The sequence below is a fragment of the Microbacterium sp. LMI1-1-1.1 genome (assembly GCF_040815675.1).
In the GTDB taxonomy this organism is placed as follows: Bacteria; Actinomycetota; Actinomycetes; order Actinomycetales; family Microbacteriaceae; genus Microbacterium.
Genome location: NZ_JBFPNN010000008.1, coordinates 26,445 through 48,219 on the forward strand (window position 1 = coordinate 26,445; position 21,775 = coordinate 48,219).

A 21,775-nucleotide genomic window follows, 5' to 3' on the forward strand; every position below is an offset into this window, starting at 1 on the left:
GGTGCCGCGACTCATCCGCGTCCGGCCGTACGAGGATCCGGGCTATCGCCGGGTGCGGTCTGGAACGGGATTCCGATTCGTCGACCACACCGGCGCCGCCGTGCCCGAGCGGGACGCGGAACGCGCCCGCGGGCTCGTCATCCCGCCGGCGTGGCGGGAGGTGTGGATCGCCCAGGACGAGCGGGCCCACATCCAGGCGGTCGGGACGGACGAGGCCGGACGCCGGCAGTACACGTACCACGCGGACTGGTCGAAGCGCCGGGACAAGGGCAAGTTCGCGCGCGCGCTGCAGCTGGCGGAGGCCATGCCGCGTGCGCGGGCCCGGGTCACGCAGTCGTTGCGCCGCTCGGAGGCCGACCGGGAACGGGTGCTCGCGGCCGCTTTCCGTCTGCTGGACCAGGTGGCGCCGCGCGTCGGCACGGCCCGCTACTTCGCGACGAACGGCAGCCGGGGCCTGACGACGCTGCAGCGGCGCGACGCGATCGTGGAGGGTGACCTGATCCGGCTCTCGTTCCCCGCCAAGAGCGGCAAGCGCGCCGAGCTGTCGCTCCACGACGCGGAGCTCGCGGCACTCATCTCCGAGCTGGCGGTGGGCCGTTCCCGCGCGGCGCTGCTGAGCTACAAGCGCGGCCGACGGCGCGTCCCGCTCACGCCGGGCGACGTCAACGCCTACGTGCGGACGCTCACCGGGGGGCCGTTCAGCGCCAAGGACTTCCGTACGCTCCGCGGGACCATCCTCGCGGCGGAGGCCCTCGCCAGGTCGGGCACCACCGGCGGGAAGAACGAGCGGAAGAAGGCGGAGGTGGCCGCCGTGCGAGCGACCGCGGAGGCCCTCGGCAACACCCCGGCCGTCGCGCGCTCCAGCTACATCGACCCGCGCGTGTTCTCGCTCTACCGCCGCGGTCGCACGATGGACCTCGGCGGCTCGAAGGATGCCGCGATCCGTCGCCTCATCCTGGGGGAGTGACCCGCGGGTCCGTCCCGCGCCGTTGCCGTGACCTGTCGCAGATGCACGCGCGCGGGGGCTCATCGAGTACATCTGCGACACCTCAGGGCCAGCCGGACGCGCGCGTCCGCGTCTCAGGGGCGGACGACCTCCGGCAGCTCCCGCACCGGGACGAGGACGATGTCCTGCACCTTCCAGTCCAGGGCGACGCACGCCTCGCGCGCGGACTCGAGCGCCTCGAGCGGCACGGCGGCATCCCGGGGCACGACGAACGACTCGATGTGGAAGACGTGGCCCTCGTCGCGGACGCGGCTGCCGACGGCGTCGACCCAGTCCAGCTCTCCGAGGAACTGGTCGATGCGCTCGGCCAGCGGGTGCGGGTGGCGCCCGTCGAAGGTGGTCGCGCGCCGGTCCATCAGGTCGACGACGGCGGAGCGCAGGTTCCGCAGACCATCGTGGACGATGCTGCCGGCGATGAACAGGGCGGCGGCGGCATCCATCCACCACAATCCGATGCCGATCCCGGCCACGCCGACGATGGATCCGATCGCCGTCATCCAGTCGGCCTTGTTCATGTCTGCATCGGCATACAGCACCTTGTCGTGCAGCTCGCGGGCGAGCCCGATCTTCATCCGGCCGAGGATGACGGGCGGCACCGCCGTCACGGCCATCACCGCGATCATGAGCCAGCCGAGCCAGATCGACGCGCCGAAGAGATTGACGGTGCCGATGGTCGGGTGTTCTGCGGTCAGGAGTCCGATCCCCGAGTCGACCACGAGGAAGCCGCCCATACCGGTCAGCGCGACCGCCGCGACGACATGGCCCACGGCGACGGAACGATGGAAGCCGTAGGGATGCCGCGGAGTCGGGCGCCGTCGGCTGACCCGGACGGCCGCGAGGAATGCCAGCGGGGGAATGAACGACAGCACGTCCTCCGCCCACGCCGCCTTCATCGCCTGCGAGTTGCCGAGGACGAGGAGCACGAGCGTCGCGGTCACGACGAGGCAGCCGATCGTCACCCACTCGAGCCGGATCGCGCGGCGGAGGGCCTCGGCCTGCCGGTCGGGGAGGGTCGTGCTGCCGAAGGTCACCGGGCTCGTGGTCTCGGGGCTCATCGGGCCATCTCCTGATCGAGGAACGTCTCGAGCCGCGAGAGGAACGCGTTCTCGCCGATGGGCACGAGCATGACGAGCTTCGCCGTGCGGCCGTCGTCGAGCGTCGCCTCGGCGTAGGGCCGCGTCATGCCGGCCTCGTCCGTCCAGGGCGTCTTGTCGGTGAGACCGCCGGCGACGACATCGAGATCGCCGTTCTCGAGCCCGCGCACCAGCGCCTCCTCCGCGCCGACCGTCCACTCGACCTCGGCGTCGAGGGAGTCGGCGAACGCCCGGATCGCCTCGACGTCCCTGCCCGTCGGCTCGCCGCCGTCGACCTGGACGAACATGCCGTTGGGGGTGACGCCCGCGTGCAGGTGTCCGCCGGTCACGCGATCGAGGGTGCCGTCGGGGTCGCGGGGGATCTGCAGGCCGCATCCCGTGAGACCCACCGCGAGCATCAGGGCGGCTCCGGTCGCGATCCATCTGCGCCAGGACATGGGACCTCCTCGCTGTCGTTCTCGGATCCTGGACCGGGCGGCCCGCCCTCGTCGCGGGGGTTGCGCCGCCGCCCCCGTTCCCGCTGCCTGCCTCGCGTGCCGTGACTGGGCGCAGATGTACGCGCGGCGGGGCCTCGCGCGTACATCTGCGGCAAGTCAGCGCCCAGGGCGGGGCCTAGGCTGGCGCGATGACCACCTGGCGCGACGTCGGACTCGTCGCCCTCGGCGGGACGCTCGGCACCGCCGCCCGCGCCGGTCTGGGCCTCGTCGCCGGCGACCTCGGTCCGGCCCTCGTCCCGCTGATCAATGTCGCGGGAGCGTTCCTCATCGGCATCCTGTTCGGGATCGGATCCCGGATGCCGCCGACCCCACGCTCGCGCCGCACCCAGCTGTTCGTCGGCACCGGTGTGCTGGGCGGCTTCACGACTTACAGCGCCCTCGCCGTCGAGGCGGCAGATCCCGCCCTGCTGGGGTGGGGGATCGCGACGGTCGTCCTCGGTACCGGAGCGGCGTGGGCGGGCCTCCTCCTCGGTCGTCGCGGCCGGAGAGCGGCATGACGCCGCTCGTCTTCGTCGCGGTCGCGGTCGCCGGGGGCGTCGGCGCGGCGCTGCGCTTCCTCGTCGACGCGTCCGTGCGGCGGGTCGCGGGCGACCGCTTCCCGTGGGGCGTGCTCGCGGTCAACCTCTCCGGGGCTCTGGCGCTCGGCATCCTGACGTCCCTCGTCGCCGACGCGACATGGCGCAGCGTCCTCGGCACCGGCCTGCTCGGCGGCTACACGACGTTCTCGGCCGTCGCGGTGACGACGGTCCTCCTCGCCGAGGAGGGCCGCACCCGCGCGTCAGTCGTCTACGCCGCGGTGTCGTTCGTCGGCTCGGTCGCGTTCGCCGCGCTCGGACTCGCCCTCGGCCACGCGCTGACCGCCGGCTGACACGGCTCCCTCCTCGCGCATCGACGCGCATTTCGCCGTTCCGGCCGGGAATCCTGCGAGAACGGCCGCCTTCTGCGAGGAACGCGCCGGCGACGCGGCCCGACTGTCTCGACTCAGGGCGCAACCCCGCCGTCCTGGCGGGCCGGCATGCGATACTCGCATTCGATACACCTCTGTATCGAAAAGCCGCGTTGCGGCATCCGATCCGCCCCCCGGAGGCCTCCGCCGTGTCCTACCTGGCTGTCCTGAGCCTGAGGAACCGCGCGCTCATCGCGCTCGTGACCATCGTCGCCGCCCTGTTCGGCGGTCTGGCGCTGACGAGCCTCAAGCAGGAGCTGATCCCGTCGATCGAGTTCCCGCAGCTCGCCGTCGTGACCACGTACCCCGGCGCGTCGCCGGACGTCGTCGAGGCGGATGTGTCGACCCCGATCGAGAGCGCGATCCAGGGCGTGGAGGGGCTCGAGTCGACGACGGCCACCAGCACGACGAACGCGTCGATCGTGTCCGCGTCCTTCACGTACGGCACCGACCTCGCCACGGCGGAGCAGAAGATCCTCGCGGCGATCGGGCGCATCGACGACGACCTGCCCGACTCGGCCGACACGACCGTCGCCTCCGCCAGCATCGACGACTTCCCCGTGATCCAGCTGGCGGTGACGGGGTTCGCGGATGCCGAGACGATCCAGTCCACGCTCGAGTCCACCGTCATCCCCGAGCTCCAGGACGTCGACGGCGTCAACGCCGCCCAGGTCGTCGGCGGAGTCGGACAGCGCGTCACCATCACCCCCGACACTGCGGCGCTCGCCGAGCGCGGCTTCTCGCAGCAGGCCATCACCGACGCCCTCGACGCGAACGGCGTGCTCTTCCCGGGCGGTGAGCTGACCGACGGCGACGAGACGCTCACCGTCCAGACCGGAGCCAAGCTCACGAGCGTCGAGGACGTCAGCGCTCTGCCGCTCGTCCCCACCGACGCGGAGCAGTTCGCCGCCGGAGCCACGACGATCGGCGACGTCGCTGCGGTCGTCCAGGAGCAGGACCCGGTCACGACCCTGTCGCGCGTCGACGGTCAGGACGCCCTCACCATCGCCGTGACCAAGCTGCCGGCCGCCAACACCGTCGACGTCTCGCGCGGCGTCCTGGCCGTGCTGCCCGACCTCGAGGACGCTCTCGGCGGGGCGCAGTTCACCGTCGTGTTCGACCAGGCGCCCTTCGTCCAGCAGTCGATCGAAGCGCTCGCGCAGGAGGGCCTGCTCGGCCTCGCCTTCGCCGTCGTCGTCATCCTCGTCTTCCTGATGTCGGTGCGGTCGACGCTCGTCACGGCGATCTCCATCCCGACCAGCGTGCTCGCGACCTTCATCGGCCTGCAGGCGTTCGGGTACTCGCTGAACATCCTCACGCTGGGCGCGCTCACCATCGCCATCGGCCGCGTCGTGGACGACTCCATCGTCGTCATCGAGAACATCAAGCGGCACTACGTCGGCGACGCGGAGAAGATCCCGACCATCATCCGCGCCGTCCGCGAGGTGGCCGCCGCCATCACGGCATCCACGATCACCTCCGTCGCGGTGTTCCTTCCGATCGCGTTCGTCGGCGACGTGACCGGGGAGCTGTTCCGCCCCTTCTCGCTCACGGTGACGCTGGCGATGACCGCCTCGCTCCTCGTGTCGCTGACGATCGTGCCCGTCCTGGCATCCTGGTTCCTCAAGCCGGGGAAGGTCGTCCGGGATGCCGCCGGCGAACCCGTCGACCCCGAGTCCCCCTCCGCGCCGCCCTCCCGGCTGCAGAAGGCGTATGTGCCGGTCCTCAGCTGGACGCTGAAGCACTCGTGGGCCACGCTGGGCGTCGCCCTTCTCGTGCTCGGCGGCACCGTGGCGACGTATCCGCTGCTCAAGACCGACTTCCTCGGCGACTCCGGCCAGAACACGTTCACCGTCACCCAGGAGATCGGGGCCGCCCCCAGCCTGGATGCCGAGAACGCCGCGGCGCAGCGCGTGGAGGACGTGCTGCTCGACATCCCGGGTGTCGAGACCGTGCAGACCTCCATCGGGTCGAGCGGTTCGGCCCTCCGCGACGCCTTCTCGGGCGGCGGGTCCGGGATCACGTACTCGATCACCACCGAGTCCGGCGCCGACCAGGTCGACCTGCGCGAGCGGGTGCGGACGGAGCTGTCCGCCCTCGACGGCGCGGGGGAGATCGAGGTCGCCGCGGCGGGCGGCGGCTTCGGCTCGAGCGACATCTCCGTGGACGTGACCGCTCCCGACGGGCAGGCGCTGCAGCAGGCGAACGACGCCGTCGTCGCCGCCCTCGACGGGCGCGAGGGCATCGGGCAGGTCACGAGCAGCCTGTCCGCGTCGCTGCCGTTCGTGTCCGTGCGGGTCGACCGCGACGCCGCCGCGGCGGCCGGACTGAGCGAGACCGCCGTCGGCGCCCTCGTCGCCAACACGGGGCAGCCGCGCCAGGCCGGCACCGTCGAGATCGACGGCCGCGGCGTCACCGTCTACATCGCCGCCGCCGACCGGCCCGCCACCATCGACGAGCTCCGCGCGCTCGAGATCCCCACGGCCACCGGCCCCGTCCGCCTCGACCAGATCGCGACGGTCGAGACGAGCGAGACGCCGCCGTCGATCACGACGGCGCGGGGACTCCGCACCGCGAGCGTCACCGTCACCCCGACGTCCGACGACCTCGCCAGCTCGTCGGCCTCGGTTCGGGACGCTCTGGCGGAGGCGGAGCTGCCGGCCGGGGCGACCGCCGAGGTGGGCGGCGTCGTCGCCGACCAGCAGGACGCGTTCGGTCAGCTCGGACTGGCGCTGCTGGCGGCCATCCTGATCGTCTACGTCGTGATGGTCGCGACCTTCAAGTCGCTCCGACAGCCGCTTCTGCTGCTCATCTCGGTGCCGTTCGCGGCGACCGGCGCGATCCTCCTGCTGCTGGCGACCGGTGTGCCGCTCGGCGTCGCGGGTCTCATCGGCGCGCTGATGCTCGTCGGCATCGTCGTGACCAACGCGATCGTCCTCATCGACCTGGTGAACCAGTACCGGACCCGCGGACTGAGCGTGCACGACGCGGTCATCGTCGGCGGGGCGCGGCGACTGCGCCCGATCCTCATGACGGCGCTGGCGGCGATCTTCGCGCTCGTGCCGATGGCCTTGGGCATCACCGGGCACGGCGGCTTCATCTCTCAGCCGCTGGCCGTGGTGGTCATCGGCGGTCTGGTGTCGTCCACCGTGCTGACGCTGCTCGTGCTGCCGACGCTGTACAACCTCGTCGAGGGAGCACGGGAACGGCGCGAGGCGCGGCGCTCCGGCGCTGCGGACGCGTCTGCTCCTGCGGGGGACGGCGACGGGGGTGCTCCGGCGCCGGACGCCGGCGCGGCGCCGAGCCGGCGGGCACTGCGACGCCGCTGACCGTCGCCCGCTTTCGGATGTCGGTTGCGACCGTGCTGACCGTCGCCCGCCCCCGCCCGTCGGGAGCGGTGGCCCGAGGCGCGATCGCGCGCTGAGCCGAAGGGGGTCCCGCGGAGAGCCGGCCGTCGCGGCTCGGCGACGTCGCGCCGCGGGTGCCGCCGCGCCGCGACCCGGGCCCGTCGCTTCCGTCACGACCCGTCGCCCATCCGCGGGTGTCGGTCCGGTCCGCCGATCCCCGGGACGCGAGCACCGCGGTCCGCAGCGCAGACGAGGTGCGGACACGCCGGCGCAGGACGACGTGCGTCCCACCGGACAGCGAGGACGGGATGCCGTCGACCCGGCGCGCGTCGGAGGTCGGCGCGGACGCCGGGGCCGTGGCATCCATGGTCCCGACCGGGGCGAGCTGGGCGGTGCGGAGGGCGAGGCAGTGGGTGAAGACGCCTGACCACGCGAACATGATCGCGAAAGCGATGACCTCGAACAGGGCGAGGTTGATGGTCTCGTCCACGAACAGCCACGCGCCGGCGAAGAGCAGCACGAAGGCGGACACCGTGGTCAGCAGGAGGCGCATCGGCATGCGGTGCAGAAGGATCGGTGACGTGAGCAGCAGCGCGCTGAACCCGAGCACCATCATGGCGGCGACGTTGTCATGCAGGCTCTTGATGGTGTTGAGCGGGATGCAGCCGACCAGCGCGAGGTTCACCCCGACGGTCGTCAGGCAGATCTGCGCCATGGTGGCGGCGCCGCGGCGGGCGGCGGTCCGTCCGAGACGCACGAGGTCCCGACGCACGCGCACCGCGAAGACGACGACGATCATGCCGCCCACTTTGAGGGTGTTGTTGAACAGCCCCCCGGAGAGGTCGTGGAACGTGCCGAGCTGGCTGAAGTGCAGCTGCCACCACTGGGGGTCGCTCGTGGTGAGGATGGAGGCGAGGATGCCGCCGACGAGCACCACGAGCACCAGCCCCGCCACATGCATCGTCGGCACCGCGGCGAGGCGCTGCGAGAAGCGGGACGCCGTGAGGCCTCCGAGGGGGCGGGCGGAGGAGACGGCGATGCTCATGTCGGGCACTTTCCATCAGGACGGTGCAGGCGTCCCCCGGCACCGCGAGACCCCGGCCTCCGTCGGCACTATCGGGTAGAGATCCGAGGATGTGGACCTCGATCTCCTCGGTGTGCGGCGCAAGCCGTCCCGTGATGGTAGCCTTCCGCCTCCCCTAAGGATAAAGGGCTTGAAGCGAAATCCTCCCAGGTCATAGGGGAAATCCCGTGTCCCCCATTTGGGGGACAAAAGCGCGTTCTGCGCGCGTGTCGGCGGGTGGACGGGGGCGAATCGAGGCGCGAGATCACGTGATCTCGGCGTGGCGGGCGGCGGGCGGCGGGCGGCGGCGGCCGCGGGCCGGCCGGTCAGGCGTCGCGCATCATCGTCGCGATGCGTTCGCAGGCCTCGTCGTCGTCGAAGGCGTCGCCGAGGGCGACGGTCCCGACACCCGCGGCGAGGAAGGCGGGAGCCGCATCCAGGACCATGCCGCCGGTCGCGACGAAACGCACGTCGGGAAACGGACCGCGCATCGCCCGGATCCAGTCGGCGCCCAGAACGGATGCCGGAAAGGCCTTCAGCCACCTCAGCCCCAGTCGCCGCGCGGTGAGGATCTCGCTCGGAGTCGCCACGCCGGGGAGGTGCGGGATGCCGCGCTCGAGAGCGGCGCGCACGATGTCGGCATCCAGTCCCGGAGACACGGTGTAGGCCGCACCGGCGGCGGAGACCTCCGCGAACTGGTCGACGTCCACGACCGTCCCGGCCCCCACATCGAGGCCCCGCTCGCGCCCGGCGGCGACGACGGCTCGCAGGGTCGGCAGGGCGTCCGCCGACTGCACGGGGATCTCGACGTTGCGGACGCCCGCATCCCAGGCCCTCTCGGCGCGCGCCACAGCGGCGGCGGCGGAGAGGTTGCGGAAGACGCCCATCAGCGGCTGACGGTCGAAGGCGATGTCGAAGTAGGCGGTCGTCATGGCTGGCTCCTCAGGACGGGATGAAGGCGAGTGGGTGATGGCCGGGCCGGACGTCCTCCGGACCGCCGATCGTCCAGCCGGCGCAGGCGTGCCCCCGGGCCAGGCGGGCGGATGCGTCTTCGCCGCGGAGGAGTCCGGCGAGGTAGCCGCTGGCGAAGGCGTCGCCCGCGCCCACGGGCTCGACCATCGCGGCGATCGGCGTCGGCACGGCGGTCCGCCGTCCTGTCGCGCGGTCGAGCTCGACAGCCTCGATCTCGCCGTCCTTGACGACGACCAGAGGGGGACGGTCCAGCACGGCGAACACGTCGTCGGCGGTGGTGGTGCCCCAGAGCGACTCGGCCTCGTCGCGGCCGACGAGGACGAGGTCGGCGCGCTGCGCCGTCGCGAGGAGGTGGTCGGCGGCGGTGTCCCGGTCGGCCCAGAGTCTCGGCCGGTGGTTGACGTCGAACGACACGCGGACGCCGCGGGCGTGGGCCGCGTCGATCAGCGCGTCGACCAGATCCGCCGCTCCGGACGAGATCGCCGGGGTGATTCCCGAGACGTGGACCCACCGGATGCCGTCGAGGGGGAGCCGCTCGAGGTCGGAGGCGTCCATCGCCGATGCGGCGGAGCCGCTCCGGTAGTAGTGCATGACGCTCGTGCCGTCCGGTCGGGCCTCCTTGACGTACATCCCGGTGGGATGCGTCGGGTCGACGGTCACGCCGGAGACGTCGACACCGGCCCGGGAGAGCGTGGCCAGGACGAGTCGGCCGAACGGATCGTCCCCCACGCGCGACGTCCACGCGGCAGCGATCCCCTGGGCGGCGAGGTGCTGCGCCACGTTCGCCTCCGCGCCGCCGACGTGCACGGGTGGGGGAGTCGCGGACGAGAGGTCGCCGGCGACCGTGATCACCGCGAGCGCCTCGCCCAGGCACAGCACCTCGGTCGCGCTCATGTGCGCGGGCCCGGATGTCCGAGCGCGTGACTGATCATCGACGCGGCGTGCTGGACGTCGACGGCGACGCTGTCGAGGCGACCCGGCGGCAGCTCGAACTCCAGCGCCGAGACGCTCGCTCCGCCGATGGCCCGGCCCGACGCGTCGTACACCGCCGCCCCGACGCAGCGCAGGCTGGGCTCGTTCTCGCCGTTGTCGAGCGCCCAGCCGCGCTGACGGGTGGTGAGAAGATCCTCGAGCAGTGCGCCGCGGGTCGTCAGCGAGTTCTCCGTCACCTTCTCCATCCCGGTGCGGTCGACGATCTCGGCCACGCGCACGTCCGGCAGGGTCGCAAGGTACGCCTTGCCGATCGAGGTCGAGTGCAACGGGACGATGCCGCCCACGCGGGACTTCATCCGGTACGAGCCCAGGCCGTCGAGCTTGTCGGCGTACATGACGCTGTCGCCCTTCACGATCCCGAAGTGCACGGTCATCCCGCTCGCGCGGCGCAGCTCCTCGAGGTACGGGCGGGCGGCGCGGCCGATCTCCCCGTCCTCCCGGAGGAGGCCGGCGATCGAGTGCAGGTGGCGACCGGGCAGGTAGCGCTTGTCCTCGTCCTGCGAGACCCACCCCGCGCTGACGAGCTCGTTCAGCACCCGGTGAGCGGTGCTCGGCGACATCCCCGTGGCGCGGGCGAGCTCGGAGAGGCGGTCGGTGGTGAGCACGGCCTCGAGCATGTCCAGGCCCTTCGCGAGGGCGGAGCGCGGCGCAGCGGGATCGGTCATGGGGCGTCCTCACACGTCATCGGATGTCCGCCGTCACCACGGCGTCCATATCGTCGTACGCCGCATTCTCTCCCGCCGTCGCCCACACGAAGCTGTAGGGGCCGGTTCCCGCGCCGAAGTGGACGGACCAGCTCGGGGATGCCACGAGCTGCCGGTCGGCCAGGACGACGTGCCGCGTCTCGTCGGGCTCGCCCATGATGTGGAACACGCGGTCGGCCTCGGCGAGATCGAAGTAGAGGTAGCACTCCGTCCGGCGGTCGTGCGTGTGCGGGGGCATCGTGTTCCACGCGCTCCCGGAATGCACCGTGGTGAAGCCGAACGCGATGTTGGCGCTGCGCGTACGACCCTCGATGATGCACTGGTGGAGGGTGCGGTGGTTGGAGGCATCCGGAGTCCCGATCTCCACCACGTTCATCTGCTCGCGGGCGATCCGTGTGGTCGGAAGGTCGACGTGCGCCGTGGCCGTGAACACGTAGAACGCCGCCGGGTCGGCCGCGTCGTCCGAGACGAAGCGCACCTGTTCCGTGCCGCGCCCGAGGTAGAGCGCCTCGGTGTGGGCGAGGGGGTGGTCCGAGCCGTCCGCGACGACACGGCCGGGGCCGCCGACGTTGATCACACCGGCCTCGCGGCGCTGCAGCAGCGTGCGCGCCCGCACCTGATCGGGAACGGGGAGGTCCAGCGGCTCGGCGAGCGGGCTGACGCCCAGCGCCAGGATGCGGTCGTGGTGCAGATAGACGCCGCGCACCTCGCCGGGCGCGAAGAGGTCGGCGACGAACGCGTCGCGCAGCTGCGACGTCGACATCGCCGCGACGGCGGACGGGCTGTGGGCGTAACGGGTCTCGACGGTCATCGGGCCTTCTCCTCGTGGTCGGTGGGGGCGGGGTGCGTCTCGCGCCAGGCGGCCAGGGCCTCCATTGCCAGACCCTGTCCCCAGGGCTGGGGACGGTCGTCGCGGATGACCGAGTAACCGAACGGGATGAGCTGGAGGATGGTGCCGGCGCTGACGCGGGTGAGCAGACCGTCGCGCACGTAGGCGAGCGCCCCCAGCACCGCGCGTTCTCCGGCACGGAAGAGTCCGGCCGACACCGGGTCGCCCGGACCCAACGCGGTCGCCGTCCGCAGCAGCGCCGCCCCGAGGCCCGCGGCGGCGGAGGTCTCCAGGATGCCGCGGACCTCCGGCGGCGAGTCGAGCAGCACGTCCCAGACCCCGTGATCGGGCTGGCATGCCACGGCGGCCCGCAGCAGCGGCACCAGACGGGCGCGCACCCGCTCGTCGCCCGTCGTGCGCAGCAGGTCCGCGCCCGCGAGCGCGAACCACGCGTTGGCGCGGCCCCAGTGGCAGTCGATGCGCACTCCGGCGTTGGTGCCGTGGACGAGCAGCGCCGAATCCGGATGCTGCAGCAGGTCGGCGTGCAACAGCCACTGCGTCACGGCTTCGGCGATCAGGTCGGGTCGGTCCAGCGCGATGCCGGCGCGCAGCAGGAACTGCCCCGCCATGTACACCGTGTCGGCCCACACCCCGCCCGGCCAGTGCTCCAGGGCGCCCTCGGCGGTCCGCGTCGCCTCCGGCGCGGCCGCGTACCATTCCAGGCTCGCCGCGATCAGGGACGCGCTCGCCGCCGTCGGTGCTGCCCGGTGCAGATGGGCGAGCGCGGCGCCCGGGGCGAGGTTGTTCACGTGTTCGAGCGTCGGGGGCGCGTCGGCGTAGGCCGCGAAGAACCGCTCCACCCAGGCGGGGGTGCGTTCGCCCCGAGCCTCGGCCAGGCGGACGGCGGCGAGCAGGCACACGCCCTCGCCCCAGAACCACCGGGTCAGTCCGCTCTCGGCCGTCGCGCGCTGCACGTCGTCTTCGAGGCGCCGCTGCTCCGCCGAGAACCGGTCGGCCGTCAGCGGAGGGAGCGGCGCCGAGGCGGACTCGGCCGACGACAGGTCCTCACCGGCCATCGACGATCACCTCCTCGGTCGCGGCGACCGCCGCGGCGATGTCGAGACGCAGGGTCGCGCCGCCCCAGACCACGTCGGCGGCGTCGTCGCCGAAACGGAGCGTGACGGCGGGGTTGGACAGGTGCGGCTCGGGCGCGATGCGTCCGTCCTCGAACCCGGCGGGCGTCCCGTCGACGAGGAAGGGGCCGTCCCAGCCGACCTCGACCTCCGCGCGGCCGGCCGGTTGCCAGCGCACTCCCGGGTTCTCGGGATCCGGATGCCACTCCACGGCGCTCTCGGCCAGCGTTCGCGTCCACGCGGCGAACTCGCCGCCCGTGGCACGGCGTCCCACGACGGCGATCCAGGCGGATCCGCCACGTCGAGGCATCCATTCCTGGTCCGCCGTGTCGCCGGCGCGGACCGCGCGCACACCGCCGTCGGTCGCGATGGCGACGTACCCGTCGCCCCGGCGCCCGAACAGCCAGTCGCCGTCCCGGTGGATCTCGTCGAACTGCGCCGTCGGGAACCACAGGTGGGTCGCGGCCCGGGGATCCGTCGTGGTGAAGCGTTGCAGGTGGACCACGACGTCGGCGTGCTGATGCACGCGGCCGAGCACGCGGTGACCCGCCCAGCCGTTCGGGCGGGCGGCCGACCCGGTGTCGGCGTTGGCGGGGTGCGTGACGAAGACCTGGGTCTCGCGTCCGAGGGTCGCGCCCCACAGGTGCTCCTGGAGCCCCGGCAGGCCCGCGCGGTAGTCCTGGACGCTCGCCAGCATGACGTCGGGGGTGCGATGCACACGGAGGTCGGAGCGGTACGGGCGGGAGAGCAGGTCGCGCTCGAAGGCGAGCTCGCCGCGGTAGACCTGCCGCCCCTCCCACAGCTCCGGCTCGGTGCGCGCGAGCTCCCGGACCACCTCGGGGATGCGGTACTCCCGGGCGAGGGCGAGGGCGGTGACGGGCAGAACCGCGTCGTTCAGCGTCCCGACCCCCGCGATCAGGCGCAGGATCGGCGATGTCTCCTCGTACCGGCTGCTGCGCAACGTGTGCACGTACGACCGCCCGTGCGCGGCGCCGTGCACGCCGCGCCACGAGTTGCTCGCGAGGGTGACGAGCGTCTTGTCCAGCAGGGTCGTCGCCGCCGGGGTCAGCCGGCGGTCGGCGGCGAGCTCGATCAGCGCGGTCATCGCGTAGGCGTCGATGGCGAGGTAGGCGTTGGAGTCGAACTCGCTGTACCCGCCGCGGAGCTTGCGCTGCAGCCAGCCCGCGGCGCGGCGACGGGCCTCGTCCGCGTGGTCCCGCCCCCTGCGGCTGTCGACCGTGAACACGTCGTCGGGGAACGCCTCACCGGCCAGCGTCTCGGCGACGTGCCAGACGAACTGGTGGTTCTCGGTGAAGTAGCACATGGCATCCAGCCCGGGCTGCGTGATCCAGTACTTCATCGCCGTCAGCTCGCGCCGCACCTGTTCCCGCAGACCCTCGGCCCACTGGGCCTCGGGGATCCAATGCCAGGCGAACAGCAACGCGATGACCTCGAAGTCGGCGCAGTCGCCGCGGGTCACGATGCGGTGGCGGGCGGACGACAGGTCGTCGGCCGTGACCCGGGTCGACGGATCCAGCGCGAACCGCGCGAGGACCCCGGCCACCCCCGCCTCGCGCACGTCGTCGCCGTCGGCCGCGACGTGGGTGAGCACGTCCGCACGCCACCGGGCAGGGTCGCCGGCGCTGCGCTCGACGCTGTCGGAGGGCAGCGGCGCGACGCGGAGGCGCACTGTCTGCGGGCATCGGTCGTCGTCGAGTCCGACCTCGACGATCGTCTCGCCGCTGGAGAGCATCGAGGCCCCGGCCGAGCGTTCCACGTCGGCGCCCTCGTCCTCCTCCTCGGCGGCGCCCGCGAGCGAGTACGTCACGCGTCCCCGCGGGTCGGCCTGCACGTGCTGCCAGGAGCCGTCGCCCACCCGCACACGCAGGCGGACGTCGCGCGGCGCGACGAGGTCCGCGACGTCGCCCGTGCGCGCCCAGCTCGTCGAGCCGACGCGCGCGAGCACGCCCTCGGCGAGCGCCGCCGCGTGTTCATCGGCGCCGGGCGAGGGGATGACGACGCGGACGGGGAGTCCCACCACACGCAGGCGCGCGATGTGGCGCACCTCGCGGAACGCCACCTGCCACGTCGCGAGGTGGATCGCGGTGGTGCGTGAGTGCAGCCGCACGCGGACGCGGTGCACCTCGGGCTCCATGTACGACACCGTCCCGCCCGACAGGACGACCCCTCCGTCGACCCACAGAACGAACGGCCCCGTCGTGTGCAGCTCGAGGGTGCGCCACTCGGCCTGGTCGACCTCGAGCACCGTCGCCGCGAGGGACGCCCGGTACTCCGGGGTGAAGCAGAACGCGGACCAGTCGACGAGACCGTCCCAGCCGGTGCGGACGCGGCGCCACGTGCCGTCGAACGTGCGGTCGAAGGCCGTCCAAGAGAGGGGTCCGCCCTCCGTCACCTCCGGCAGGCGCTGGTCCGTGTCGATCGCGTGCGCGTCGAGCATCCGCTCCTTCAGCATCGCCACGTCGGGGCCCTGGGTCAGCACCCAGCGTCCGTCGGCGGCATCCGGGAGTCCGTCGGTGTATCGGCGCCCGCCGCCCCAGGGCTCGCCCGAGGCGTTCAGGAACCGGTCGGGGTCCGTGCACGGGAGGGCCCAGGCCGGGGAGACGAGCCAGTCGCGGACGGTCCCGTCCGCATCGGTCAGGTGGACGGTGCGCCCCGTGGGCGCGGTCGGGTCAGTCATGTGTTCTCCGGAGGCGTTACTTGATGCCGGTGTTCGCGATGCCGGTGGCGATCTGGCGCTGGAAGATCAGGAAGATCACCAGGACCGGGATCGTCGAGACCACGCCCATCGCGAGGATGAGGTTGAACGGCACGGTGAGCTCGGCGTTGAAGCGGGCGAGGGCCACGGGCAGGGTGTAGACCGACTCGCTCTGGGCGACGACGAGCGGCCAGAGGAAGTCGCTCCACCGCCACATCACCGAGAAGATGGCGACCACCGCCAAGGCCGGGGTGCACAGCGGCAGCACGATGCGCACGAACGTGCGGAACTCGCCCGAACCGTCCACGCGGGCCGCTTCGATGAGCTCGTCGGGGATCGACAGCATGTACTGGCGGAGCAGGAACACCCCGGTGGGCGTTGCCGCGGCCGGGATGATCATGCCCCACAGGGTGTTGACCAGACCGAGGGATGCCACGACCTGATACACCGGGATCAGGATGACCTGCAGCGGGATCATGATGGTGGCCAGGGTCAGCAGGAACAGCACGTTCTTCCCGCGGAAGTTGTACTTGGCCAGGGCGTAGGCCGCCATCGCGTTGATGACGACCGTCAGGACGGTCGCGGCGACCGTCACGATCACGCTGTTCGTCAGGTACTGGACGAAGTTGAACCTGCTCAGTGCCTCCGTGTAGTTGTCGAGGCCCCAGGAGTCGGGGAGGAACGACGGCGGTCGGGCGGCGAGCTCGCTCTGCGACTTGAAGGACCCGAGGAACATCCACAGCAGGGGGATGAGGCACGCCAGCGCGCCGCCCACGAGGATGACGACGCGCAGCACGTCGGACACCTTCGGGCTCTTCGGGCTCAGCGACGTCCACGTCCGGGCGGGACGCTCGGCCGTGGTGAGTGTGCGGGTGGCGCTCATACGGCTTCCCTCTTACGGCTGATCAGCCAGTTGACGATGGTGAGCGTGAAGACCACGAGGAACAGCAGCACGCCCCCGGCGGTGGCGATGCCGTAGCGGATGGGCGACTGGAAGCCGTTCTCGTAGATGTACTGGACCATCAGGGTGGTGGCACCCACCGGGCCGCCGCCAGTGAGCGTGTAGATGAAGTCGAAGGACTGGAACCCGTGGATCGTGGCGAGGACCACGACCACGACGAGGCTCGGCTGCAGCATCGGAACGGTGATCGAGCGGAACTGCTGCCACCAGTTCGCGCCGTCCATGCGAGCCGCCTCGTACAGGCTCGGGTCGATCGACTGGAGGCCGGCGAGAAGGATCAGGAGGTAGAACCCCATCTGCATCCAGATCCCGACGAGGACGATGGCGACCATCGCGGCCGGGCCTTCGACGAGCCAGGGGACCGCGGGGATGCCGATCCAGCCGAGCGCGGTGTTGACCAGGCCGTTCTGCCGTTCCAGCATCCAGTTCCAGATCAGGCCGACGACGACCGGCGAGACCAGGACGGGGATGAAGAACACCGCGCGGAAGAAGGTCTTTCCGCGCTGCTGCGCATTCACCAGCACCGACATCGTGAGCGCGATGAGCGTGCCCAGCACGACGAAGGCCAGGGCGTAGACGACCGTGTTGCGCGCCACGCCCCAGAACTCGTCATCGGAGAGGATGCGCGAGTAGTTGTCGAGGCCGACGGGCCGGAACGTCCGGCCGTTGTTGGACTCGTACAGCGACATGTTGAAGCCGTTGGCCGCCGGGTAGATCGTGAAGACGGCGAAGATCGCCATGTTCGGCAGCAGGAAGAGGTAGGGGGCGAGGCGCATGCCCCACCGACCCCCCGACCACCGCGTGCGCGGCGGCCGGGAGGTCGTCATGGTGACGGTGGTCATCGGTCGAGTTCCGCCACGAGGTCGTCGATCTGCCCGTCGAGGGTCGTCAGAGCGGAACGCAGATCGGTCTGTCCGCTGACGACCAGGGAGACGGCTTCGACGAGGTCGGTCGCCGCCGCGGCGAAGGCCGGGTTGGCATTGGAGGCGAAGCCCGCCTCGGGGGTGATGAGCAGATCGGCCCGGAACGTGTCCATCGCCGTCTGGGTGACGGGGTCCGCGTAGGTCACGCCGGTCTCCGACAGGTCCTTGCGGGTGGAGAGGGCGCCCGCCGTGGCGACGAAGGTCTCCTGGTGCTCCGTGTCGTTCATGAAGCGCAGGAACTCGGCGGCGAGGGCGGGGTTCTCGGATTCGCGGAAGGCGGCCATGAACTTCCCTCCCGGGAAGCCCCCGCACTGCTCGGCGCAGGGGTTGGGCGCGACCGCCCAGGAGAACCCGGCGTTCTTGGCGAACTGGGCGACCTGCCAGTTGCCGGAGAGGTAGACGGGGGCGTCTCCCGACAGGAAGATCTCGTTCGCGCCGGCGTAACGCGATCCCGAGCCGAGCCAGAAGTCGGCGGGCATGTCGTCGTCGGCCATCATGTCGACGAGCGGCTGCAGGGCCTCGACGGCCGTGTCGACGTCCAGGGCGTTGCCGTCGGGGCCGAGCAGATAGGTGCCGTACTCGCTGAGCACCGTCGACAGACGGTGCCCCGACTTGTCCATCGCGAAGGCGTAGGGCGTGCCGGTCGCCTCCTTGACCTGCGTGGCGGCGGCGATCATCTCGTCCCAGGTCCATTTCTCGGGAACGGGCACTCCTGCGCGCTCGAACAGATCGAGATTCACGAAGGGACCATTCATCGTCAGATCGCTCGGAACCGCGAGCAGGGCGCCGTCGTCGCTGCGCACGGCCTCGAGCGGCCCGGGAAGGAACTGGTCCGCGTAGTCGTCGCCGAGGTAGGGGTCGAGCTCGAGCAGGTCGTCGCGGAAGTCGGTGAGGCTGGTGAGCCGGGCCACGTCGGGGGCGTTGCCGCCGGAGAGGCGGTTCAGCGTCGAGGTCACCATGTCGGCGTACGGCAGGATCTCGAGGTCGACGGTCACGTCGTACTGCTGCTCGAACTGGGCGACGAGGTCCCGCGTCGCCTGCTCGTCGGGGCCGTCCGTGAAGTACATGTACGTCAGGGTCTTCCCGGCGAAGTCCGCCGGGTCCATCGACTGCACCTCCTGCGGCGAGTCGTCCTCGATCGGGCCCGGCGCGCAGCCCGCGACGAGGGAGACGGCGAGACCGACCGCCAGAGCCGCGCCGATGCGCCTTCGCATGTGTGCCACGAGATCCTCCTTGATTCACGCTGCCGGGCTCATTCCCGGCGCCTGCTGACAACGAACCCCATTATGGATAGAGTTCTGCTGGATAGGAAACCTTTTCCGCTCAGCGGAATGCAAAGGAGCAGGGATGACGATCTCGGAACTGTGGAGCACACACCCGGACGACGTGAGCACGCTCGATTCGCGAAGGCTGCGGGAGCGCTTCGTCGTCTCCGACCTCTTCCGGACCGGCGAGGTCAGGTTCGCGTACACCCACGACGATCGGCTGCTCATCGCGGGGATCAGCCCGGCGGGTGAGGAGCTGGCCGTCACCGCTCCGGATGCGCTGCGGGCGTCGCACCTGCTCGAGCGGCGCGAAGCCGCACTGGTCGGGCTGTCGGGCGAGGTCGCCGTGCTCTCCTCCGCCGGGGAGTTCGTCGTCGGTCCGCACGACGTCCTCTATCTGCCCCGGGGGACGACCGGCATCCGACTCGGCGGGCGCGGCGAGGTGTACCTGGTCTCCGCGCCGGCGCACGGGTCGACGACGGCGGCGCTCGCTCGGCGGGACGAGGTCGAGGCGGTGCGCCTGGGCTCGGCGGAGGGCGCGAACGATCGGACGATCCGCAAGTACGTCCACGCCGACGGCATCCGGTCCGACCAGCTCGTGCTGGGCATCACCACTCTGGAACCGGGATCGGTGTGGAACACCATGCCGGCGCACACGCATTCCCGGCGCACCGAGATCTACCTCTACGACGGCCTCGGCGATGCTCCGCTGGTCCACCTCATGGGTCGCCCGGACGACACCCGTCACCTCATCCTGCGGAACCGGGATGCCGTCGTGTCACCGCCGTGGTCGATCCACTCGGGCTCGGCGACAGCGGCGTACAGCTTCATCTGGGCCATGGCGGGGGAGAACGTCGACTACAGCGACGTCGAGGCGGTCGACGTGGGAGGACTGCGGTGAGCGGGGCGGCGGCATCCCTCCGTCCGTCATCCGCCGCGCTGCCGCTCGCGGGAAGGCGGGCCGTCGTCACCGGCGCCGGAGGCGGGATCGGGCTCGCCTGCGCGCGGGCGCTCGCCGAGCGCGGTGCCGACCTGCTGCTGGTGGGGCGCGAATCGGTGCATCGCGGGGCGGACGAGCTGCGGGCGGAAGGGCATCGGGTCTCGACGGTCGCCTGCGACCTCTCGGATCTCGCGGCGACGTCGACCGTCGGGGCGGAGCTCGCGGCGGGGGAACCGATCGACATCTTGATCAACAACGCGGGGATCATCCACCGGGAGCCCGCGGTCGATCACGCGCCGGACGCGTGGGGCCGCGTTCTCGACGTCGACCTCAACGCCGTCTGGCTGCTCACCCAGGCCGTCGGGCGCGGGATGGTCGACAGGCGCTACGGCCGGATCGTGACGATCGCGTCCCTTCTGTCGTTCCAAGGGGGGATCAACGTGGTGTCGTACGCCGCGAGCAAGCATGCCGTCGTCGGCATGACGAAGGCGCTCGCGAACGAGTGGGGCGCCGCGGGGGTCACCGTCAACGCGATCGCCCCCGGGTACGTGCGCACGGACAACACCACCGCCCTGCGCGAGGACGCCTCCCGCGAGCGCGAGATCCGCGGTCGCATCCCCGCCGGTCGGTGGGCCGATGCCGCCGACATCGCCGGTCCGACCGCGTTCCTCTGCGGCCCGGATGCGGCCTACGTCAACGGCCACGTGCTGGTGGTCGATGGGGGGTGGCTCGCCCGCTGATCGAGGGCTTGGGGCGCGAGATCACACGGTCCGGGCCGGCGCGAACGTGTGCTCTCGCGCCGAACGTGCGACCTCGACGAGAGACGTCTTCAGCCGCGGAACGTCACGCCCCACTGGGCCTCGAACACGTCGCCGGGCGCGAGGGTGCGCAGGTCGACGCCGGAGGCGAAGGCGTTGGCCGGCGCCGTCATCGGCTCGATCGCGACCGCGAGCGGGTGCTCCGGGAAGCGGTCCGTCGTGAACACCTGCGCCCAGCCGAAGGAGCGGTCCTGCCACAGCTCGACAGCGCGCCCGTCCGGCGCCGTCAGGGTGTGGCGGGCGAAGCCGGTGGCATCCCGATCCAGACCTCGGTACGCGTTGTCGAGCGAGACGTCGCCGAGCCGGCGACCACCGCGGAGATCGGCGTCGCCGTCGACCGGCACCTCGTCGACGGGGATGTTGCGGTCGTCCATCACGAGAGTGGTGGTGCCCGTCGAACGGACGGTGAGATCGGCGGTCGGGACGCCCCCGATCTGAAGGTACGGATGGATGCCGAGGGCGAACGGCGCCGTCCGGGCACCGACGTTCTCGACGCGATGCGCGACGCGGAGTCCTTCCGGCTGCAGCTCGTACGTGACGCGGGTGCGCAGGTGGAAGGGGTACCCGGTCTGCGGGACGACGTCGGCGCCGAGGGTGATGTACTCCTCGGTCGCCTCGACGGGCGTGTAGGCGCCGAAGCGCAGCAGGCCGTGACTGGCGTTGCCGAACTTCGGCTCGCTGATCGCCAGCTGCTGGTCGGTGCCGTCGAAGGTGTACCGGCCGTCGCGGATGCGGTTCGGCCACGGCACGAGCACCACGCCGCAGGCGGCGGGGGTGGGCGCGTCGTCCGGGTATGGCGGAACGAGCTCGACGCCGTCGACGACGAGGGAGCGCAGCGCGGCGCCGACCTGGGTGACCTCGACGGAGGAGCGGGGTCCGCGCAGTCGGAAGCGCTGGCCGGTGGGATCGGCGGTCATGAGGTGGCCTTCCGGGTACGGGGCGGACGCTGCAGCCAGGGGCGCAGCAGGCGGGTGACCCACGGCAGGACGGCGTAGGTCATGATCGGGGTGAGCAGCAGGGTCGTCGCCAGGACGCGCAGCACCAGCGGGACCTCGGCGAAGCCGGGCACGAATCCGAGCAGGAACGAGGCCAGCAGGTTCGTCGGGAAGAAGCCGACCCAGATCGTCACGGCCTGCTTCCACCGCGGCGGCGCGACCGGAACGGGCTGCTGGATCGGAGAGGTGGCGGCATCCGTCCGTTCGAGGACCGAGCCGAAGGCCGCGTCGAACCAGCCCTCGATGCCGGTGCGGCGTTCCACGCGTTCCTCGCGCGCGAACGGCCGGCCCGATTCGAGCCACCAGCTGCGCTGAGACGACGTCTCCCACCCCTCCAGGGTGGTGAGGTCGGAGAAGCGGTACAGCATGTACCAGAGGTCGCTGTCCTCGCCCGCGCGCACCCATCCCGAGCCGAGGAAGCCCGGGAAAGCGGTCGCGAGGTCGGTGCCGGCCTGCATCCAGGAGGTCGCTTCGGCGGTGCGCGTCGGGTCGATGCGCCGCTCGATCGCCACCGTGATGGGGTGGGCGTCGGTGTCTGCCATGCGTCTATCTTCCGTCAGGCCCCGCGCCTGG

19 protein-coding genes and 1 pseudogene are annotated in these 21,775 nt (G+C 71.6%); 6 read left to right on the top strand and 14 right to left on the bottom strand.

Features of this window, described 5'->3' with window-relative positions:
• Window position 1 precedes the first annotated feature (1 nt).
• The gene (locus MRBLMI1_RS09830; protein ID WP_367731610.1) at window positions 2-967 is read left to right on the top strand and encodes a DNA topoisomerase IB; all 966 of its coding nucleotides are present in this window, start codon (window positions 2-4) and stop codon (window positions 965-967) included.
• A gap of 113 nt (window positions 968-1,080) precedes the next feature.
• Here MRBLMI1_RS09830 and MRBLMI1_RS09835 read toward each other — a convergent pair whose 3' ends face one another.
• Window positions 1,081-2,061, bottom strand: coding sequence for a cation diffusion facilitator family transporter (locus MRBLMI1_RS09835; protein WP_367731612.1), 981 nt, complete (start codon window positions 2,059-2,061; stop codon window positions 1,081-1,083).
• Window positions 2,058-2,537 (bottom strand): transporter substrate-binding domain-containing protein, encoded by a 480-nt coding sequence (locus MRBLMI1_RS09840; protein WP_367731614.1) that lies wholly within the window; start codon window positions 2,535-2,537, stop codon window positions 2,058-2,060. Before MRBLMI1_RS09840 ends, MRBLMI1_RS09835 begins: the two co-directional genes overlap by 4 nt.
• A gap of 188 nt (window positions 2,538-2,725) precedes the next feature.
• Here MRBLMI1_RS09840 and MRBLMI1_RS09845 point away from each other — a divergent pair, with 188 nt between their 5' ends.
• From MRBLMI1_RS09845 to MRBLMI1_RS09855, 3 genes are all read left to right on the top strand, one after another.
• A complete protein-coding gene (locus MRBLMI1_RS09845) occupies window positions 2,726-3,094 on the top strand; it encodes a fluoride efflux transporter FluC (RefSeq protein WP_367731619.1) in 369 nt (122 codons plus the stop codon).
• Window positions 3,091-3,465 carry a fluoride efflux transporter FluC gene (locus tag MRBLMI1_RS09850; protein WP_367731621.1) on the top strand — a complete coding sequence of 125 codons (375 nt, stop codon included), beginning with the start codon at window positions 3,091-3,093 and terminating at the stop codon, window positions 3,463-3,465. The genes MRBLMI1_RS09845 and MRBLMI1_RS09850 overlap by 4 nt, the downstream gene beginning before the upstream one ends.
• Before the next feature lie 227 nt (window positions 3,466-3,692).
• Window positions 3,693-6,872 carry an efflux RND transporter permease subunit gene (locus MRBLMI1_RS09855; protein WP_367731623.1) on the top strand — a complete coding sequence of 1,060 codons (3,180 nt, stop codon included), beginning with the start codon at window positions 3,693-3,695 and terminating at the stop codon, window positions 6,870-6,872.
• A 445-nt stretch (window positions 6,873-7,317) separates the two neighbouring features.
• Here the strand turns inward: MRBLMI1_RS09855 and MRBLMI1_RS09860 are convergent.
• The 10 genes and pseudogenes from MRBLMI1_RS09860 to MRBLMI1_RS09905 all read right to left on the bottom strand — a co-directional run.
• A pseudogene (locus MRBLMI1_RS09860) lies at window positions 7,318-7,935 on the bottom strand (DUF998 domain-containing protein); the annotation flags it as partial.
• A gap of 344 nt (window positions 7,936-8,279) precedes the next feature.
• Window positions 8,280-8,885 carry a bifunctional 4-hydroxy-2-oxoglutarate aldolase/2-dehydro-3-deoxy-phosphogluconate aldolase gene (locus tag MRBLMI1_RS09865; RefSeq protein ID WP_367731625.1) on the bottom strand — a complete coding sequence of 202 codons (606 nt, stop codon included), beginning with the start codon at window positions 8,883-8,885 and terminating at the stop codon, window positions 8,280-8,282.
• A 10-nt stretch (window positions 8,886-8,895) separates the two neighbouring features.
• Complete coding sequence (locus MRBLMI1_RS09870) at window positions 8,896-9,819, bottom strand: sugar kinase (protein ID WP_367731627.1); 924 nt, start codon at window positions 9,817-9,819, stop codon at window positions 8,896-8,898.
• Window positions 9,816-10,583 (bottom strand): IclR family transcriptional regulator, encoded by a 768-nt coding sequence (locus MRBLMI1_RS09875; RefSeq protein WP_367731629.1) that lies wholly within the window; start codon window positions 10,581-10,583, stop codon window positions 9,816-9,818. Before MRBLMI1_RS09875 ends, MRBLMI1_RS09870 begins: the two co-directional genes overlap by 4 nt.
• Window positions 10,584-10,599: 16 nt before the next feature.
• Window positions 10,600-11,433: a 5-dehydro-4-deoxy-D-glucuronate isomerase gene (gene kduI, locus MRBLMI1_RS09880; protein WP_367731631.1), complete on the bottom strand. Its 834-nt coding sequence runs from the start codon at window positions 11,431-11,433 to the stop codon at window positions 10,600-10,602.
• A complete protein-coding gene (locus MRBLMI1_RS09885; protein WP_367731633.1) occupies window positions 11,430-12,527 on the bottom strand; it encodes a glycoside hydrolase family 88 protein in 1,098 nt (365 codons plus the stop codon). The genes kduI (MRBLMI1_RS09880) and MRBLMI1_RS09885 overlap by 4 nt, the downstream gene beginning before the upstream one ends.
• The gene (locus tag MRBLMI1_RS09890) at window positions 12,517-15,282 is read right to left on the bottom strand and encodes a hypothetical protein (RefSeq protein WP_367731635.1); all 2,766 of its coding nucleotides are present in this window, start codon (window positions 15,280-15,282) and stop codon (window positions 12,517-12,519) included. The genes MRBLMI1_RS09885 and MRBLMI1_RS09890 overlap by 11 nt, the downstream gene beginning before the upstream one ends.
• 16 nt (window positions 15,283-15,298) lie before the next feature.
• The gene (locus MRBLMI1_RS09895; protein ID WP_367731637.1) at window positions 15,299-16,183 is read right to left on the bottom strand and encodes a carbohydrate ABC transporter permease; all 885 of its coding nucleotides are present in this window, start codon (window positions 16,181-16,183) and stop codon (window positions 15,299-15,301) included.
• On the bottom strand, window positions 16,180-17,103 hold the full coding sequence (locus MRBLMI1_RS09900) for a carbohydrate ABC transporter permease (RefSeq protein WP_367731689.1): 924 nt from the start codon (window positions 17,101-17,103) through the stop codon (window positions 16,180-16,182). Before MRBLMI1_RS09900 ends, MRBLMI1_RS09895 begins: the two co-directional genes overlap by 4 nt.
• Window positions 17,100-18,398, bottom strand: coding sequence for an ABC transporter substrate-binding protein (locus tag MRBLMI1_RS09905; RefSeq protein WP_367733673.1), 1,299 nt, complete (start codon window positions 18,396-18,398; stop codon window positions 17,100-17,102). The genes MRBLMI1_RS09900 and MRBLMI1_RS09905 overlap by 4 nt, the downstream gene beginning before the upstream one ends.
• Window positions 18,399-18,531: 133 nt before the next feature.
• On the opposite strand from MRBLMI1_RS09905, the gene kduI (MRBLMI1_RS09910) reads away from it, so the two are divergent.
• Window positions 18,532-19,350, top strand: a complete 819-nt coding sequence (gene kduI, locus MRBLMI1_RS09910; RefSeq protein ID WP_367731691.1) for a 5-dehydro-4-deoxy-D-glucuronate isomerase — start codon at window positions 18,532-18,534, stop codon at window positions 19,348-19,350.
• Window positions 19,347-20,129, top strand: coding sequence for an SDR family oxidoreductase (locus tag MRBLMI1_RS09915; RefSeq protein ID WP_367731693.1), 783 nt, complete (start codon window positions 19,347-19,349; stop codon window positions 20,127-20,129). The genes kduI (MRBLMI1_RS09910) and MRBLMI1_RS09915 overlap by 4 nt, the downstream gene beginning before the upstream one ends.
• A gap of 89 nt (window positions 20,130-20,218) precedes the next feature.
• Here MRBLMI1_RS09915 and MRBLMI1_RS09920 read toward each other — a convergent pair whose 3' ends face one another.
• Together MRBLMI1_RS09920 and MRBLMI1_RS09925 are read right to left on the bottom strand one after the other, a co-directional pair.
• A complete protein-coding gene (locus tag MRBLMI1_RS09920) occupies window positions 20,219-21,124 on the bottom strand; it encodes an aldose 1-epimerase family protein (RefSeq protein WP_367731695.1) in 906 nt (301 codons plus the stop codon).
• Window positions 21,121-21,744, bottom strand: coding sequence for an antibiotic biosynthesis monooxygenase (locus MRBLMI1_RS09925; RefSeq protein WP_367731696.1), 624 nt, complete (start codon window positions 21,742-21,744; stop codon window positions 21,121-21,123). The genes MRBLMI1_RS09920 and MRBLMI1_RS09925 overlap by 4 nt, the downstream gene beginning before the upstream one ends.
• Window positions 21,745-21,775 lie beyond the last annotated feature (31 nt).

What these genes read in the sequence shown, in the direction of transcription:
- MRBLMI1_RS09920 (WP_367731695.1), bottom strand. Translation starts at nt 21,124, where the DNA reads ATGACCGCCGATCCCACCGGCCAGCGCTTCCGACTGCGCGGACCCCGC.
- MRBLMI1_RS09865 (WP_367731625.1), bottom strand. Translation starts at nt 8,885, where the DNA reads ATGACGACCGCCTACTTCGACATCGCCTTCGACCGTCAGCCGCTGATG.
- MRBLMI1_RS09870 (WP_367731627.1), bottom strand. Translation starts at nt 9,819, where the DNA reads ATGAGCGCGACCGAGGTGCTGTGCCTGGGCGAGGCGCTCGCGGTGATC.
- MRBLMI1_RS09835 (WP_367731612.1), bottom strand. Translation starts at nt 2,061, where the DNA reads ATGAGCCCCGAGACCACGAGCCCGGTGACCTTCGGCAGCACGACCCTC.
- MRBLMI1_RS09895 (WP_367731637.1), bottom strand. Translation starts at nt 16,183, where the DNA reads ATGAGCGCCACCCGCACACTCACCACGGCCGAGCGTCCCGCCCGGACG.
- MRBLMI1_RS09890 (WP_367731635.1), bottom strand. Translation starts at nt 15,282, where the DNA reads ATGACTGACCCGACCGCGCCCACGGGGCGCACCGTCCACCTGACCGAT.
- MRBLMI1_RS09925 (WP_367731696.1), bottom strand. Translation starts at nt 21,744, where the DNA reads ATGGCAGACACCGACGCCCACCCCATCACGGTGGCGATCGAGCGGCGC.
- MRBLMI1_RS09885 (WP_367731633.1), bottom strand. Translation starts at nt 12,527, where the DNA reads ATGGCCGGTGAGGACCTGTCGTCGGCCGAGTCCGCCTCGGCGCCGCTC.
- MRBLMI1_RS09850 (WP_367731621.1), top strand. Translation starts at nt 3,091, where the DNA reads ATGACGCCGCTCGTCTTCGTCGCGGTCGCGGTCGCCGGGGGCGTCGGC.
- MRBLMI1_RS09875 (WP_367731629.1), bottom strand. Translation starts at nt 10,583, where the DNA reads ATGACCGATCCCGCTGCGCCGCGCTCCGCCCTCGCGAAGGGCCTGGAC.
- MRBLMI1_RS09840 (WP_367731614.1), bottom strand. Translation starts at nt 2,537, where the DNA reads ATGTCCTGGCGCAGATGGATCGCGACCGGAGCCGCCCTGATGCTCGCG.
- MRBLMI1_RS09845 (WP_367731619.1), top strand. Translation starts at nt 2,726, where the DNA reads ATGACCACCTGGCGCGACGTCGGACTCGTCGCCCTCGGCGGGACGCTC.
- MRBLMI1_RS09905 (WP_367733673.1), bottom strand. Translation starts at nt 18,398, where the DNA reads ATGCGAAGGCGCATCGGCGCGGCTCTGGCGGTCGGTCTCGCCGTCTCC.
- kduI (WP_367731631.1), bottom strand. Translation starts at nt 11,433, where the DNA reads ATGACCGTCGAGACCCGTTACGCCCACAGCCCGTCCGCCGTCGCGGCG.
- kduI (WP_367731691.1), top strand. Translation starts at nt 18,532, where the DNA reads ATGACGATCTCGGAACTGTGGAGCACACACCCGGACGACGTGAGCACG.
- MRBLMI1_RS09900 (WP_367731689.1), bottom strand. Translation starts at nt 17,103, where the DNA reads ATGACCACCGTCACCATGACGACCTCCCGGCCGCCGCGCACGCGGTGG.